The following is a 15,958-nucleotide window of genomic DNA, read 5'->3' on the forward strand; positions in this document are numbered from 1 at the left end:
ATAGAAAATCAAGGATAGGGGCATTCATCTAACTCGCTAAAACAAATGCGACGCATTTGCTAGAGTGGGGTTTCTGCTGAGGAGTTTTAAATTGTCCTCTAAGTGCATGGCATTGTTTTTGAGGTTTTTAAACTGCTTTTCTAAGCCTGCACGCTCTTGCTCTTTGGTGCGTATCTCGCCTAAGAGATCGCGTTGATAGGCTTGTGCGGTTTTGTTGGCTTGTTGAATTTGTGTCTTGATCATCTCAAAGCGCTGTTTATACTCTTCACGCACATTAAACACAAAATTGAACAAAAAATCTAAACTTTCTTCTTGCCAATCTTCAAAAGCCACCCTCTTGACTTGATCTAAAAGGGCTTTATAATCCTCAAAAGAGCGGATAATTTGTCTTTTTGAAGTGCCTTCATGGTTGGCGATTGTCTTTTGTATCCGAGTTAAGTTGTAGCATCTAAGGTCTTTAGTTGGCATGCACAATGTGCCAGAAGAACCAGAAGGCTGGGCTAGGGACAGAAGTTTTTTTAAGTCATTGAGCGCGTCCTGCGCCTCTTCTTGCATATCTGGCTCTAAACCCAATAAGGCTTCAAGCCATCTTGAAAACCTCTCTAAAAGTCCTTTGCGTTTATTCTTAGTCTTTTGAATCACATCCACAATCTTGCTTTTGATCTTGTGGTATGTTTCTTCAATGGGAGCATTCTTTTTTAACAATTCTTTAATGTTGCAAGTGTGTCTTTAAGTGAGCTAAATTTGAGTTCATAAGCCTTAGCCTGAAAACTTCCTGGCAACATCTTAATTTTGTTATCCATGTCCTTTAGGGCTGCTTGGATTATGGCCTGGGTGTTTTGTCCTCGATAATTTGTGGGGGTGTGCGCTTGCAGAGTTTGCAAAGCGTCTATTAGGGGCAGGTGGTGTTCTGCTCACCAGTTTTGAATCGCTTGGACTTCCTCTAAAATGGCTTGAAAAATGCCCTCAATGTCGCTCTTATCGCGTTGGAGTGCGTTCGTTTTTTGGATAGACAACTCTTGTAAGGTTTGCATCACTCGCCCCAAAATCGCGCTACTGACCTCCCCAGGGTGTTCCATGTTAGTGTAGCGCGTGAAGTTTTCATGCAAATCTTGTGTAACGACTTTTAGTGTTTCCTCTGCACCTAAATGAGAAAATTTAGCTGAACCCGCCCCATCGGCAAGGGCGATGATAGCCATCTCGCTGGGGTTGTAAGTTGTGGGCTCAGAAGGGTCAATCTTATCTTGGCATTCAATGGGCGGTCTTGCATCCTCACGCCCCCTGCCTTGCACGGCATGCCCGATGGTGTGCCATTTAAACATCCATCTCCGCCCATTCGCTCATATCCGGTAGAGTCACCTTTTCGCCCGGACGCGATTGTGAAGCCCTAATCACACTTTGCGCCAGCCATTTAAAAAACTCTTTAAACTCCAAGCCTTTAAGTTTGACGGGGGGCGTAGGGGGGGGAGGTGAAAATTGCCTTAAAATGCTCGCATCCCTATCCTCAACAATGATGGGAAAGATGGTGAGTTTTTTACTCTTGGCCATGTCGCTAGTGCGCTTGCACGCGCTATTAATATCATCTGTAGGAACGCCATCACTAATGATCACCAGCCATGGTTGGAAGTATTCCGTGCCGCTGTCTTTATACTCTTGTTTGCGCCTATCTAGGTGATCTAACCCTTCATTCACCGCCTCACCCATAGGAGTGACGCCACTGGCACTAAAACGAGGCGCAGATTCATCACGAATGCTTTGGAAGTCTTGCACCAAACTCACCCCATTGTCCCCAAAGGTTACAATGCATACATCGGCAGCTTGTCTAGCAACGGGGTGATCATTCACCTCTTTGTAAAATAACTCCACACCTTGGTTAAGCTCTTCAATGGGATTGCCCTCCATTGAACCGCTGGTGTCCAAGCAAAGGCATATGGGCACTCGCTTGGTGGGGTTGTCGGCTAACTCTTCGGTGTATTCTGTATCTGAATCACTCATTGTTGCTTCTTTGTTATGATGAATTTATAGATGTTGGTAGAATTTGTTGAGAGCGTCCAGCCATTTGGGCGGGGGGAGGCGTTTTTTGGGTTCGTAAAACGCCCCGTCCTTTTGGAAACTCCCATAGAAATACCCTTGCAATTTGGGGCTCAAGCGCACCCAATGATCCCTAGCCCGTCCCTTGGGCACTAAGGACATATCTGCACCATTGAGAGGATAGGCAAATTCTCCCCGCTCCATCGCCTCTTTTCGCCCCAAACCTTTGTGGTTATAAGGATGCACGCCTAGAGTCAAGATCACAAATAATAAACAAGCAATGGCGTAGTATTCATCGCTCTTAGAGCGCATCACTTCGCTCATGTGTTTGCCAGCATGTTCGGGGACTAGGTAGGCGGGGTCGGCAACGGGACAAGAGTATTTACCCACTTGGTAGCTATCACAATCGATAAAAAACATTTCGGCATCAGAGGTAAAGATAAGATTATTAGGATTGATGTCGCCAATCAAAATCCCCTTATCGTGCAAGGATTGCGCCGTTTTTAAAAAGCTCATGCACAAACGCACTAGGTCTTTCATATTCCAATTAGGAATGTATTGTTTCACATCTTTAGAGCCCCCTAAAATGTGCTGTAAGGTCTTGCCCTCTGCTTTGGGCATCAAATAACCCACACACTCGCCCTGCTGGTTTTTGAGTAGGCATGTGAGCATACACACACGTTGATTGGTTTTGACTTTAGTGAGTAAAAAGTAGGTTTTTCTTAAGATTAACAACCTCTTTGAGTGTGCCCGGCACGCCGATAATCTCCTTTTGGATAGAAAGATATTGTCTATATGCTTCTTGGTAGCTTTGATCAGTGGAGCGTTGCTCGTTGATGCGTTCTAAGATATCTTCAGGAACACCGATTTTCTTTTGGGTTTCTTGTCAAATTTCTCTAAGAGTGTCGTTATAAATTTTCCAAAACACGCCCTCTACAAGCGCGCTCCCATCAAGTGAAGCACCCAAATGCTAAAGACATTTGGGCTTCCTTGGCCGATGTTGCCCGTAGGGAGAGTTTGGTTTTCACTCTGTGCCCTATAGTAGGGATTTTACAGAGTTTGAGCTCCAACGCATTCCCTACAGGTCTCACACATCGTATCTCCAAAGGCGTAACTTTGCACACTTCCTGCGCTAGATACGAATGTATGGGGACACTATACCACAAATTAGTGGCATTCATCCCCGCTAAAGACGAGCGGGATTTCTGCCGGAGAGTCTTAAAAGGGTGTCATGCCTTTGAAGCAAGGCCAATAGGTCAGGCTTTTGTTTCATCAGCAACCAAACTCCTAAAACCCTACCTCTATCCGCCCCCGCCCCGGTGAATGGGTGAATGGGTGAATGGGTGAATGGGTGAATGGGTGAACTGCAACATAAAAAGGTTAACAAGTTCTTGAAACTTTTTGCAATGCCACCCAACATGGATGTATTTCGGGTAGTTGCTAGCTTGGGATGGTGCTGGCGAACTCTTTAAGACTAGATAGCTTGCTTGCTCAGGCCTAACAACCTAAAACCCCCTTCCCACATACACCCATGCAGGTTGTTGGACTTATCAAGCAGCAGTATAAGGCTAAAATAACTCTTCGCTTGTTAAGTCCCACACCCGCCAGTTGTCAAAATATTCGCCCCGAAACTTGGCCTCAATGTCTAGCAAAGTCCACTTTTGGCTGTCGTGTTTACCTGTAAGACACTCGTAGACGAAACAATGGCAATTGCGCTCGTGCTTTTCTGTGGGGACACCCATAGTGGGGTAGTCCAGAGTTTTGCCTACAAGACTTTTTGCCCTTTGTGCCGCTTGGGCAAAGCCCACGGCTTCATTGCCCCGACAAGAAACATAAATGCTCATTGCTTGCGTACCGCTGATAAACTCTTTAGGGGTGGAGAGCTTGACCTCGCCCGAGCCTAGCAATTCGACAATCCTCTGATCGCCTACATAAATCCCCGTGTGGGTAGTAGGCCCTATGAGACGACAGTATAAGATACTCCCAAGTTTGGGGGTAACCTTGTCTCTAAAAACATTATCAATGAAAGACTCGGCTAAGTTTAAGGCAGCGGGCAAACCAAAAATTAGGGGCAACATGGCAGTCCTCTCGCGGTTCAGCTAAGTTTATCTTCCACGATGTCAATGATCGTATTGGCCACTTTACGCGCGGTTTTGTCTAAAAACTCTACGGGAGTGGTGAAGCCCACACAAGAGCAGTTGATTTCGCCTAAGATGTACTTGTCCTTGCCATGTTCATCGGTATCCAAGATAAAGTCTGCCGTCCAAATCAGAGGCAGATCGTAATTACCCAGCTTGCTTTGGATATGGGGGAGTTGCCTTAGGAAGTAGTGCACCAAATTATCCCATTGTTCGGGTTTATCGTAGCGGTATTTAGCTCCGCTAAAGAGAGTTGCACTGAAAGCGTCTGCACCTTCAGCAGGTTTTTTATGCACTACATAAATGGGGTGTTTGTAGAGCATTAAAATACGGATTTCACCCTCTTTAATGCGGGGTAAAAAGGTCATGTCTACTAGCATGCCATTATCCCCAACTAAGTATTTTTCACAAAAATCCATGAACTCTCCCAGTTTGCGGTGCTCTACATGATTGTCCACGGCTTCGGTGCATTTAATTTTAGCATCTAAGGGGACTTCGCTCGCCCCTGCAGGCAAAGGCTCCTCTAATTGTACGCGCCAAATGCCCTCACCCGTAGAGCCACGATTTTGCTTTAAAACTCGCTCGCCCTTAGCCAGAGTTTTGGGGAAGGTCTTTTTAAAGTCGTGCTTGTCTGCCCAAGTTACTCCAATGCGTTTAGCTTCAGCTGGGTCATAATAGGCGTAGGTGTCATCGGGTACCAACTCGGTATCGGCTAGCTTGGTGAGCGCATCTTTGGCTCCATAACCGATCATCGCATCTGGGTGGGGCATGCCAATCACGCCATGATCGCAGAGTTTGCGCAAAAGGTCGAAGTAGAGTTTCTCCTCTTTGAGATTGCCTGGATTGACACGGGACACATAGGCATCGGCATGCGCCTGCACATACTCATAAATACTCTCAGTTTTCTTGGCATCTTTTAAAATCTCATCGCTGAGTTGCACCACTTCGGCATGCCATCCAAGTTTCTTTAGGTAATCCATCATGGGCATGGTATCGCGCCTGTGTCCATCTCTGCCCTTGTCCGTCCCACCTACTGCCTCAAAAAATACCACATGCTTTTTCATCATGTCCTCCAAAAAAAAGATTGTTCGCGGTAACCCGCTGGTGTTATTGTAGCAGATAGATGGGGGAAACTTGAGTAAGGAGGATTTTTTGCTTAAAATCAGTCAAACAACTATGACGAGAACTTATTTACCTCTAAAACTTGTTCTAGCTATGGATGTGTCAAAGAGGATTTAAGCCTAAATGATAGGATATTGATTGTCCCTGCCAACATCTCACGCCAAACCCTCCTAAGCCCATGAAGACACCTCAGAACCCCCTCAAGTTTTAACCCGCGCACGATCAGCTAACTTTCTAGCTTTTCCTTTAAAAGTGCGTTGAGTGCGCTGGGGTCTGCGCCCTTCAAGCTTTTGAGCGTCTGCCCCACAAAAAAGCCCAAGAGTTTCACCTTACCCCCCTTGTATTCTGCCACCTTGTCAGGGTGCGCGCACAGCACAGCTTCAATGGCACGCAGCAATTCCTCTTGATCTTGCACTTGGGCTAATCCCAGCTTTTCAATGAGGGCATCCACATCGCTAGGCTGGCTCGCGTTTTGAGCAAGCAGAGCGTCTAAAATCTCTTTACCTGCCTTGCCCGAGATTTTTTTGTCATCGATGCGTTGCACTAAAGCGCCCAAAGTTTGCGCGCTCACTTTGCAGTGTTCTAATTCCTGCCCCTCGAGGCGTCCTAGCAACTCCACGCACAGCCAAGACACACTTGCTTTTATGCTCGCCCCCATGTTAATCATCTCTTCAAAATACTCTGCAATGGCAACATCACTCACCAACATAGACGCATCCTCAGGCTTAACGCCCAATTCTATGTAGCGCGCTTTTTTGGCATCGGGTAGTTCGGGGATGTCCTGCTCTAAGAGGGCTTGGGGGATGTGCACGCGCCTCAAATCAGGATCAGGGAAATAGCGATAATCCGCTGAACCCTCTTTATCGCGCATAGACTGAGTGATTCCCTTGGTGGTGTCAAAAAGCCTAGTTTCTTGCACCACTTCGCTAGCATAAGTGCCCCGCTCAAAGGCCTCAATTTGGCGTTCCACTTCGTAATCGATGGCTTTTTGAATGAATCTAAAACTATTGAGATTCTTGATTTCCACACGGGTATAGAGCTTCTCCTCTCCCTTGGGGCGAATGGACACATTGGCATCGCAGCGAAAATTGCCCTCCTGCATGTTAGCATCAGAAATGCCCAAAAAGCGCACCAAAGCGTGTAACTTCTTTAGATAGCTAATGGCTTCCTGTGCGCTACGCAAATCTGGGCGACTTACAATTTCTAAAAGGGGTGTGCCTGCGCGATTCAAATCTACTTTGGAAAACTCCCCCTCATGGATATTTTTCCCCGCGTCTTCTTCCAAGTGGGCGCGCTCAATACCAATACGCTTAAATCCTCCTTCCGTTTCAATATCCAAATACCCTGCACTCACGATGGGAATCTCAAATTGAGAAATTTGGTAGGCCTTGGGCAAATCGGGGTAAAAGTAATTCTTGCGCGCAAATATGGAGTCTTGGTTGATCGTGGCATTAATCGCCATCCCAAAGGCAATGGCCTTTTTCAAAGCAGCCTCATTGAGCACGGGCAAAGCCCCGGGTAGGCCTAAACACACGGGGCAGGTGTTGCTATTGGGGGTGTCTTTAAAGCTGGTCGGACAGCTACAAAAAATCTTGCTCTGGGTGTTGAGCTGGGTGTGTACCTCTAGCCCGATAATGGTTTCAAACATGAAAATCCTTTAAAATTTAATGCCAAATATTCTTAGGACGATTGCTATCGCTACGACTACCAGGGCCAGCCCTAGTAAGATGACTACTGCATGGGCAAAAAAGACCACCACCACAACAACAAGCGCAAGCGCAAATCCGATCGCAAGCGCGACTATCAAAAAGACTCCCGATTCGATCAATAGGTCAAAGACCACTGGAAACAAGCGCACAAGCCCGCCTAAAACTAGGAGTCCAAGCAAGCAGAGGATGAAAGTTCCCATCCAAAATCTCCACCAAATACCCTAGAATTGCTACTTACGCTCCACAGGCACCATTTTTTCCTTTTGAGCGGCTTTTTTAGCTTGGATTTTGGGGTCCATGGTCAAGACGCTAAAACTCAAATTTGCTACCTCTGGGTGAGATTTGATATACGCGTTGATCTCCTCTAATGTTAAATTCTTAATGCGTTCTAGCATTACCTTGTCGTAATCCAAAGGCAGACCCAAGTAAAAATTGTGAAATTTAGTTGTCAGGCGTTTGCCTAGGGTTTCATTGGCTAAAGGTTCAGAACCTAGTAAGAATTTTTTAGCCCCCTCTAACTCTTCTTGGGTGATGCCTTTTTGCACAAAGTCTTTCACCACTTGCTTGACTAACGCAATGCTTTTATCTTGGTTTTCTAGTTTAGTCTGCAGATAGCCCGTGGCACAATTAATGATACGCGAGAGTTGCACACGCATGTAAGCGCTGTAAGCCAAACCTTCTTTCACACGAATCATATCCATTAAGCGCGAGCCAAATCCGCTTGAACCCAGTACAAAGCTCATCACCTTAGCTAGAGGCAATTCTTTTTCCAAGTCCTGCATGTGAAAGGGCGAACCAAAATAAATATAAGCCTGCTGCGTGTCCTTATAAATGACTTTCTCTTGGGCTTGCTCCACTGTGCTAAAGTGTGGCGTGAAGAAGGGCTTGTTAGAGGGCAGAGTTTCTAGCAAGGGTTTGAGCTGTTCTAAGGTTTGCTGCACATCCATATCCCCCCCCATCACAATAATAAGTCGCTCGATGTCCAGAGCATCTTCTAAACGTTTTTTGACATCATCAAGTGAAATGCTCTGAATAGTCTTGGGAGTTCCTACAGCTGGATGGGCTAGGGGAGTGTTGGCAAATAGAATTTTATTGAGCTCCAGCTGTGCGATGTAATCAAAATTACTCATTTTCGTCAAAGCACTGGCAACCATGTGTTTTTGCACTTTCTCTAGAGCGCTGGGAGTGAGATTAGGTGAAAGGAGCAGGTCATGTAAATACCCAACGGCTTTTTGTTGATACTCCTTTAAGAACCCCAAATCGATGTGCAAAGACTCCAATCTAATATCTGTGTCCAGTGTGATAGCAAGTTGCTCCAACTGCTCGGCAAACTTAACGCTGCCTAACTCTTTTGTACCCTCATTAAGCATCTCTGCGCTCAGTTTGGATAATCCGTACTTATCTTTATCCATCAAATTCCCCCCACCGATGAACATGAGACGAATCGTGCCCATAGGTAGTAAATGATTTTCCTCATAGATTACGGGGATTTTAATCCCCTTAATTTCCAGGTATTGAATGCCCTCACCCACCTGATCGCGTTTAATGACCCTGTGAGCGCTCTGTTCCTGATTTTGTTTTGTCTGTTCCATCCATGCTCCTATTACAATTAACACCACCACTGCTACAACTAACAAGAGCGCATAGCGTGCGCCCTTAAACCTCGTGCCCATTAATACCTCTCCAAAATCTCATACGCAGTGTTGCGCTTGGCCGCCCTGCCTCCTAAATCGGCAACCAAGGCAATCATCTCTTCTTGATTCATGCAAAAACTCGTGCCCGCCGCTTTGACCACATTTTCCTCCATCATCACACTCCCCAAATCATTAGCTCCAAAGAGCAAAGCTAACTGCCCAATCATCGCCCCCTGTGTAACCCACGAACTTTGAATATTGGGGATATTATCTAAAAATAGACGACTGCAAGCCAACAGACGCAAATAGCGGTTTGCACTCGCTTTCTTAATATCAGGTCTTTCTTGTTGCAGGGGGGTGAAATTGGGCTGGAAGCTCCACAGAATAAAGGCTCTAAACCCCCCCGTTTCCTCTTGTAAATCACGCACCCTCTCCAAGTGTTCGACCACATCTTCATTGGTGTCCACGCTCCCAAACATCATGGTCGCTGTGCTCTTGATTCCGCACTTATGCGCCTGCCTATGTACTTCAATCCAACGATCTGCACTGAGTTTCTTAGGAGCGATCACCGCACGCACCCGATCGCTCAAAATTTCCGCACCTGCCCCCGGGATTGAACTCAATCCTGCGGCTTTTAAACGTTCTAAAACCTCTACAAGGGAAAGTCGAGAGATTTTAGCAATGTAGTCGATCTCCACTGCGGAAAAGCCATGAATAGTGATGGTGGGAAATTTTTGGGCGATGTGGGAGATTAAATCTTCATAGTAATCAATTTTGAGTTGGGGGTGCACTCCACCCTGAAATAAAATCTGTGTGCCTCCAATGGCTAGCAATTCCTCAATTTTGCGATCGATCGTTTCAAAATCCAAAAGGTAGGCATCTGCGTCTTTCATGGTGCGCTTGAAAGCACAAAATTTACAATCCACAAAGCAAATATTGGTGTAGTTAATATTGCGATCTACAATGAAAGTTGTAATATCATCGGGGTGTAACTCTTGTTTCTTGAGCAAAGCCAAACGCCCCAGTTCTTTGAGGGGTTTGTGCTCCATCCATTCTAAAAGTGTCTGTCTGTCTAGTCGTGGCATGTTTGTCCTTCTAAAAACGCGTTCCCATAGAAAACTCAAAGCGTTGCGTAATGTCATGCATATTTGGGTTGAAAAAGAGCCCTTTCTTATCGCTCCAATCGTTGAAGAAGGCGATGGGGAAGATAAGCACCAAGGGACCCATGGGCGAAATCCACTCAATCTGAATTCCCGTAGAAGCGCGCCAAGTACCATGTTCATAACCCGATCCAATGATACCATAGTCTCTAAAGTTGACATCGCTCGCGTAAGTGTTGCGCCAAAAGCCCCCCGTTTTGCTATCTGTTTTAAAGGTCAAAAAGCCCCAGTCAAAAAACCATGCTACACGCATTTTAGCTGCTTTCAACAAACCATAACTCAGCTCCACTGCACCCGTATAGACCCCATCTCCTCCTACCCACATTCCCTCTGGGGTTTTAGGGGTGATAGAATTGCTTCTAAAGCCTCGAATCGTGGTAACACCCCCTAAATAGAAGACAGAGTTTAAGGGCAGATAATCCTGGGGATTATAGCGGAAAATATAGCCTCCCTGCGTTTTAAAGCGCGCAATCAAGTCAATGAGAATGTATTTTTGTAGGTGGTGGTAGGCAGCAAATTTGCCATAAACCTTGGTGTTGCGCACATTACCACCCAAACCATTCCAGGAATTCAGCCCGCCCGCAGAGGGCAGACCAGCCATGGTAGTGTAGTTATAGAAGGTGAAGCCATTTTTAGGAAAATAGTAGTCATCGGTGTTATCAAAATTCGTGGTTAGGGTGAAAGAGCTGGTGGTAGGCGTGTGGTAATCGCGATTCCAAAGTCCATGGAGAGGGCGGCCATCAGGTCCGGGCGCAGGCTGGCCATTGGGGAAACGGATGATCGTGTCTTTGCTACTATAAAACATCTCATAGAGAGGGCTAGAAAAGCCAACGATTTTAGTGATGTTGTAGTTATAGCCCAAGTTCATGCTAAAGGTGTTGGTGAGCATACGCCCCACAGTGGCGCTAAATCCCCCGCCCTGTTGGATATAGTTGTAGTTAATGATATACTCTGCAAAAAGACTGAGCGAAGAGCTGTAGCGGCTATCAAAGATTCGAGGGTTGCGTAGGGTCAAGTTCCCCGAAAAGGAGCGCCCACTTCCTCTGATCCCGTAGTTACGATTCCCTCCCCCTGTGGCAACGTTGGCATACAAGCTCATACTTTGGCCTGTCCCAAAGAGGTTTTTCTCACTCACACTCCCATTGAGCATCAATCCCCCATAGCTCCCATAACCCAAACCAAATTGCACTTGCCCCGTGCGCCCTTCCTCTACATTGACCAATAAATCCATCAATTCACTATTGACGCGCCGCTCTTCGATCTTGACCTTAGAGAAAAAGCCCAAACGGCGCAGAGCACTCTCTGAGTTAGCCACCTTGGTCAAACTATAGCGTTCTTTAGGGTTGAGATAGACCTCACGGCGGATCACCCGATCGCTGGTGCGTTGGTTACCCGAGATGATGATGTCGTTGATGTAGACCAAATCCCCGGTTTCAATGCGATAAATCACCTTGACCTTGCCATTTTCTTCGTCTTTATCCAAGTCAGGTTTGACCACGGCAAAGGCATAGCCCTTATCAGCTACTTGGCGTTTTAAAACCTGGGCATCCGTGCGCATGTTCTCGATATTGAACACCAACCCCTTTTTAACTTTAAGTCCCTTGAGGAGTTTGGGAATGGGAATAATGGGCTTGTCAATCTGAATTTCAATGCCAGAAACGCGGTATTGAATCCCCTCTTTGACTTTATAGTAAAGCTTGGCTTTGTGGGTCGCAAAGTTGGTATTCAAAAAAGGAGAGGACACATTCACATCCAAAAAGCCATGACGTAAATAGACATCTTGGATGCGCATGGAGTCGTATTCCAATTCGTTTAAGTGCAATTTCCCTGAGTTGAGCCCCCACATCCAGCCCATAAAATCGCGTTGTTTGTTGGCACTCAATGATTCTACCACCCTAGACTTGAGTTGCTCTCGACCCTCGTAAGTGGATCTAGTGATGTAGATGTGATTGCCCCGATTGACATGGAACACAATGCGATAAGCCCCCCCATTGGCCAAACTCTCCGTGCGTGTTTCCACCACACTTCCATAGAAACCTTGTTGTTCTAACGCAGCCTTGAGAATGTACTTGGCGTTTTCAAGTTTATTTTCATCATAAGTATCCCCCTTTTTAATTCCCATTTGGGCATAGAGATTTTCTTTCTCTTTCTCCGTGCCATATCCCTTGATTTCCACCCCAGCAATGCGAGGCTTTTCTTTGAAGTGAAACACTAATTTACCATCTTTGAAAGTGGCATAGACATCTTCAAAATAACCTTGGTTATAGAGGTCTAAAATTGCCTCATCGACTCTCTCTAAGTCCAGCGAATCGTTTTTCTTGAGCTTGACAATCTCGCCTGCAAGCATATCAGACATATAGGAGAGGTCCTTATACTCTATGCTTGTAATCCTAGCCTCTTGGGCGTTTACAGGCAAGAATAATTGCCCCGCACATACCAAAACGATCGTGAGAAACTTTTTAATGGAACACCTCTAAACTTGCATGACTATGAGCTTGGATTATAGCGCATCCGAGCCTTAAGTGTCATAAAAAAATAAACCAAAGTAAATGGAAATTTAACAGCCTACCACACCCTCAAAGTGTTATAAAGGCTGTCTCGTTCTACGGGTTGGAATTTGGCATCCTTGATCTGGGCGATCAAATCTTCTTTAGCCAGCCCGCTCGCGCTCTTAGCCCCTGCGGCAGATTGAATCTTCTCTACACCAATAGTGCCATCCAAATCATCTGCCCCAAATTCTTGGGCTACTAAGGCTAAGTTGAGCCCTAAAGTTGCCCAGTAAGCCTTAATGTGAGGGATATTTTGCAAGACGATGCGCGCGATGGCGATGGTTTTGAGAATCTCCACTGCGCTAGGACTACGGGGAATTTTTAAGAAATTGTTATCGCGTTGGTAGAGAAGGGGAATAAAGGCATTAAACCCCCCTTTTTTCTCCACAGCATGGGGACTTTGAGCAGCTTTAAGGCGGAGCATGTGATCTAGGCGATCTTCCTTACTCTCAATATGCCCAAAGAGCATGGTCGCGTTGCTCATTCTACCTAGAGAGTGCCAATATTGATGGATTTCTAGCCAACGCTTTGAGCTCACCTTACCCCCACAAATGCGCTTGCGCACCCCCTCATCAAAGATTTCCGCTCCACCTCCGGGCATAGAATCCACTCCCGCTTCCAGCATATCCTCCAGAACTTTTTGGTAGGGATGCTGGAATTTGGTGCTTAAAAAATGTACCTCAGCGGCCGTCATCGCCTTTAAATGCAAATCGGGCATACGTGCCTTGATGAGTCTAAACAGCTCCAAATACCATTCATAAGTGTAATTTGGGTTATGCGCGCTTACCACATGCACCTCTTTAACCCCCGCTTGGTAAGCCGCCTCAATCTGCTCCAAAATTTCCGCATGCCCCATTTCATAAGGATTAGGGTTTTTACGACTCGCCGAAAAGGCACAGAATTTACAACTATCCGCACAGATATTACTCGGGTTGAGGTGGCGATTGGTGTTGAAAAAAACCTGATTTTGGTGAAAGCGTGTGCGGATAGCATGGGCTGCCTCACCTAAAGTGTAGAGATCGTAATCATAAAGTTTGACTAGACTAATCGCGTCTAAATCCTGCGAATCTAAAGCCTGTGTGAGTAAATCCATTTAGCCTCCGGTTTGGTAAAATGCGCGTTCAGAAATTTGATAGGTCCCACTCCAAAGATTCTTTTCGGGCTTGTTGGCCACCGCCTGCCTCAGCGCACTCTGCATGCGCACGCGCTCAGTACTCAAAATTGCCTCCTTAGCATTCACGCTATCTTGGTAATATAAACAAGGAAACAAAGTTCCATCTGCGCTCACGCGCACGCGGTTACAACTCTTGCAAAAATCCTCCTTATGAGGGGCAATAATCCCAAATTGGTAACCGTTTTCTAGGGTGTAAATTTGTGCAGGTCCTAGCTCTTTTTGGGGTACACCCACGATTTGGTATTTGGCCATAATAGCCTCTAAAATCTGCGCCTGAGAAACGCCCTGTAAGGAAGCACTCGCATGGGTATTTTCCATAAATTCAATGTAGCGAATCTGAGCATTCTTCTCTTGGGCAAATTCCAAGAGATCTAAAATCTCATCTGCATTCACTCCCCTGAGCACCACCATGTTAAATTTGAGCTTTAACCCCACTTGCAAGGCTGCTTCAATACCTCTCAATACGGCCCCCAACGCGTCTTTTTTAGAAATTTGCACCACTCGCTTGGGTTTGAGTGAATCCAAAGAGATATTCACACGGCTCAAACCCGCCTGCTTGAGGGATTGGGCATACTTCTCTAGTAAAAACGCGTTAGTGGTAAGCACCAGTAAAACTTTGGGGTTATAGGCATGCAATTGTGCGATAAAGGGCACTAGGTCTTTGCGCAATAATGGCTCGCCTCCAGTGAGGCGGATTTTTTCAATCCCCTCATCTATGGCGACCTTTAAAAACTCTAACATGTGTTCCAATGGGATCACATCCTCATGAGGGGTGAAATCTAGGGGAGTGGTGGGCATGCAATAGGCACATCTAAAATTGCATTGTTTGGTGAGTGAGACACGCAAATAGGTAATCTGTCGCCCAAAGTCATCCACTAGCATCGTGATCCTCTCTTGAAAATTTTTCTATAACATAGCAAAACTGGGCTGAATTGAAGCGCCGGGTAAGGTATCGTGCAAAGAACGCACAAAAGCTTGAAACGCCCTCTATCACGCCGAGGTTACCCAAAGCGACACTTTAGCCTTGGGATTAGGGAAGTGCAGGACAAGAAAAAGGCAAGTCAGAATACAAACCCCCAAACCCATCTTGGGAGTGCTCGACTAGCTGTTCTGACATCCCACATCATGCTGGTGTCTTTGGGATTGAGCGCCATGCTCCAAACGCCTATGCAAAACGCCCAATCTAAAGATTGGAAGATGTGGAGCTGAAGGGATAGACGCGGGTCTTGGGAACATACTCGGGCGGGGGGACTTTAGCACAGTGTTCGTGAACGGTTTCATGGGGATGGTGCTGGAGAAAGAGCTCTTTCATGTTTTTATAGGCACGCATATCACATTCCCAGTAAAGAGTTGCAAATTCGGGTCTATCGTGGATATGAATGGCAGTGATAGGGATTTTATGAGCATGCTGTAAGAGAAGATTACGCCAGGCTTGTTGTTGTTTGGAGAGAGCATAAGCCTGCATGCCTTTTGTGTTAATGGCTTCTATCATGCTCAGGTGGTCGCAATAAATGGTGATCTGGAGGGGCTGATACTGGACGACGGCCTTAAGCCCCTCGCTGATGGGGTAGAATTCTAAGCTTGTACAATGTCCTTGTTTGGCCCCACCATTTTCCACCAGGACATTCTCTTGACTATCCAAGGCACAGAAAGCCCAACCACAAATTCCCAAGCGTGTTTGACATTTTTTGCATGGCCCAGTGGTTTTAGCTGACCCGGTCGTAATGAGAGTGATATTTTTCATGACTATCCTTTGCGTTGAGGATAAGAGGGCCAATGTCCATGATTTGTCCTCTCTGTATTGGCATTGTAGCATGTTAGGTCTGAGAGATAGCATGGAAATGTTGAAAGCAGGGTTAGAAAAGCCATATGAATTCTATAAAAATCCAGCTAGTCCTCTATCAAAAAATCAACTCCAAAGCTATTGGAAAAAATAAAAACGATGACACAGAATGCTTATTAGTTTAGGTAGGCTACTTGATAACGAACAGGACAAAGTCATAATTATTCTTGATTTTTGTTTTCTTAAGCATAGTAACAACCAAATCCTAAGACCTGCCTCACAATTTGTTTTGATCGAGGGCTCACACCGATCCTAACAATCAACTGGTTCTAAAAAAATATCTTCAGGGTTAAAACTCTTCTGAGGTTCACGAAAGGTTGGCGGTACTCTTCAGGGTAGTGCATGTTATACTCAGCGTATTTGCTACGCAAAACACGGCACGGGCTTATTGTTATAATTTGCTACTCAATCGCCGTAGGGACTTTAAAGACTCTCTTGTACAACGACGCTTGGGGCACCCTAGAAAGATGTCCTAGAATTTACCACTTATGCCCTAAAGCCCCTAGCTTTAAAACTCTCCGGCAGAAACCCCACTCTAGCAAATGCGTCGCATTTGTTTTAGCGAGTTAGATGAATGCCCCTATCCTTGATTTTCTAT

General features: G+C 45.9%; 14 protein-coding genes. All 14 read right to left on the minus strand.

The window, feature by feature from the left end; genetic code table 11:
- Window positions 1-36: 36 nt before the first annotated feature.
- The 14 genes from KCO92_RS07475 to KCO92_RS06405 all read right to left on the minus strand — a co-directional run bounded on the left by KCO92_RS07475 (window position 37) and on the right by KCO92_RS06405 (window position 15,261).
- Complete coding sequence (locus KCO92_RS07475; protein ID WP_247598963.1) at window positions 37-705, minus strand: hypothetical protein; 669 nt, start codon at window positions 703-705, stop codon at window positions 37-39.
- Window positions 706-914: 209 nt separating this feature from the next.
- Entirely contained in the window at window positions 915-1,322 is a 408-nt protein-coding gene (locus KCO92_RS07480) for a protein phosphatase 2C domain-containing protein (protein WP_233710540.1), read from the minus strand.
- Window positions 1,315-1,995, minus strand: coding sequence for a vWA domain-containing protein (locus KCO92_RS06350; protein ID WP_104696342.1), 681 nt, complete (start codon window positions 1,993-1,995; stop codon window positions 1,315-1,317). Before KCO92_RS06350 ends, KCO92_RS07480 begins: the two co-directional genes overlap by 8 nt.
- 24 nt (window positions 1,996-2,019) lie before the next feature.
- Entirely contained in the window at window positions 2,020-2,766 is a 747-nt protein-coding gene (locus KCO92_RS06355; protein WP_247598964.1) for a hypothetical protein, read from the minus strand.
- Between the two features lie 833 nt (window positions 2,767-3,599).
- The gene (locus KCO92_RS06360; RefSeq protein WP_104696340.1) at window positions 3,600-4,109 is read right to left on the minus strand and encodes a C40 family peptidase; all 510 of its coding nucleotides are present in this window, start codon (window positions 4,107-4,109) and stop codon (window positions 3,600-3,602) included.
- 17 nt (window positions 4,110-4,126) lie between these two features.
- Window positions 4,127-5,233 (minus strand): Cj0069 family protein, encoded by a 1,107-nt coding sequence (locus KCO92_RS06365; protein ID WP_104696339.1) that lies wholly within the window; start codon window positions 5,231-5,233, stop codon window positions 4,127-4,129.
- A 284-nt stretch (window positions 5,234-5,517) separates the two neighbouring features.
- Window positions 5,518-6,939, minus strand: coding sequence for an Asp-tRNA(Asn)/Glu-tRNA(Gln) amidotransferase subunit GatB (gene gatB, locus KCO92_RS06370; protein ID WP_199766214.1), 1,422 nt, complete (start codon window positions 6,937-6,939; stop codon window positions 5,518-5,520).
- Window positions 6,940-6,948: 9 nt separating this feature from the next.
- Window positions 6,949-7,200 carry a hypothetical protein gene (locus KCO92_RS06375; RefSeq protein WP_104696337.1) on the minus strand — a complete coding sequence of 84 codons (252 nt, stop codon included), beginning with the start codon at window positions 7,198-7,200 and terminating at the stop codon, window positions 6,949-6,951.
- Between the two features lie 30 nt (window positions 7,201-7,230).
- Window positions 7,231-8,454 (minus strand): M16 family metallopeptidase, encoded by a 1,224-nt coding sequence (locus tag KCO92_RS06380; protein WP_104696344.1) that lies wholly within the window; start codon window positions 8,452-8,454, stop codon window positions 7,231-7,233.
- A 218-nt stretch (window positions 8,455-8,672) separates the two neighbouring features.
- Window positions 8,673-9,758: a dehypoxanthine futalosine cyclase gene (locus tag KCO92_RS06385; RefSeq protein WP_199766215.1), complete on the minus strand. Its 1,086-nt coding sequence runs from the start codon at window positions 9,756-9,758 to the stop codon at window positions 8,673-8,675.
- Window positions 9,730-12,150, minus strand: coding sequence for an outer membrane protein assembly factor BamA (bamA, locus tag KCO92_RS06390; RefSeq protein ID WP_233709758.1), 2,421 nt, complete (start codon window positions 12,148-12,150; stop codon window positions 9,730-9,732). The genes KCO92_RS06385 and bamA overlap by 29 nt, the downstream gene beginning before the upstream one ends.
- A 209-nt stretch (window positions 12,151-12,359) precedes the next feature.
- Window positions 12,360-13,436, minus strand: a complete 1,077-nt coding sequence (gene mqnE, locus KCO92_RS06395) for an aminofutalosine synthase MqnE (RefSeq protein ID WP_104696335.1) — start codon at window positions 13,434-13,436, stop codon at window positions 12,360-12,362.
- Window positions 13,437-14,399, minus strand: coding sequence for a GTP 3',8-cyclase MoaA (gene moaA, locus KCO92_RS06400; RefSeq protein WP_104696334.1), 963 nt, complete (start codon window positions 14,397-14,399; stop codon window positions 13,437-13,439).
- 301 nt (window positions 14,400-14,700) lie between these two features.
- Window positions 14,701-15,261: a ribonuclease H family protein gene (locus KCO92_RS06405; RefSeq protein ID WP_104696333.1), complete on the minus strand. Its 561-nt coding sequence runs from the start codon at window positions 15,259-15,261 to the stop codon at window positions 14,701-14,703.
- Window positions 15,262-15,958: the final 697 nt, after the last annotated feature.

Origin of the sequence: Helicobacter salomonis, from assembly GCF_017979425.1 — a bacterium.
GTDB lineage: Bacteria > Campylobacterota > Campylobacteria > Campylobacterales > Helicobacteraceae > Helicobacter > Helicobacter salomonis.

Coding starts and splice junctions, on each gene's coding strand:
- mqnE (WP_104696335.1), bottom strand. CDS start 13,436: ATGGATTTACTCACACAGGCTTTAGATTCGCAGGATTTAGACGCGATT.
- KCO92_RS06405 (WP_104696333.1), bottom strand. CDS start 15,261: ATGAAAAATATCACTCTCATTACGACCGGGTCAGCTAAAACCACTGGG.
- KCO92_RS06360 (WP_104696340.1), bottom strand. CDS start 4,109: ATGTTGCCCCTAATTTTTGGTTTGCCCGCTGCCTTAAACTTAGCCGAG.
- KCO92_RS06375 (WP_104696337.1), bottom strand. CDS start 7,200: ATGGGAACTTTCATCCTCTGCTTGCTTGGACTCCTAGTTTTAGGCGGG.
- KCO92_RS06350 (WP_104696342.1), bottom strand. CDS start 1,995: ATGAGTGATTCAGATACAGAATACACCGAAGAGTTAGCCGACAACCCC.
- KCO92_RS07480 (WP_233710540.1), bottom strand. CDS start 1,322: ATGTTTAAATGGCACACCATCGGGCATGCCGTGCAAGGCAGGGGGCGT.
- moaA (WP_104696334.1), bottom strand. CDS start 14,399: ATGCTAGTGGATGACTTTGGGCGACAGATTACCTATTTGCGTGTCTCA.
- bamA (WP_233709758.1), bottom strand. CDS start 12,150: ATGTCTGATATGCTTGCAGGCGAGATTGTCAAGCTCAAGAAAAACGAT.
- gatB (WP_199766214.1), bottom strand. CDS start 6,939: ATGTTTGAAACCATTATCGGGCTAGAGGTACACACCCAGCTCAACACC.
- KCO92_RS06380 (WP_104696344.1), bottom strand. CDS start 8,454: ATGGGCACGATTCGTCTCATGTTCATCGGTGGGGGGAATTTGATGGAT.
- KCO92_RS06365 (WP_104696339.1), bottom strand. CDS start 5,233: ATGAAAAAGCATGTGGTATTTTTTGAGGCAGTAGGTGGGACGGACAAG.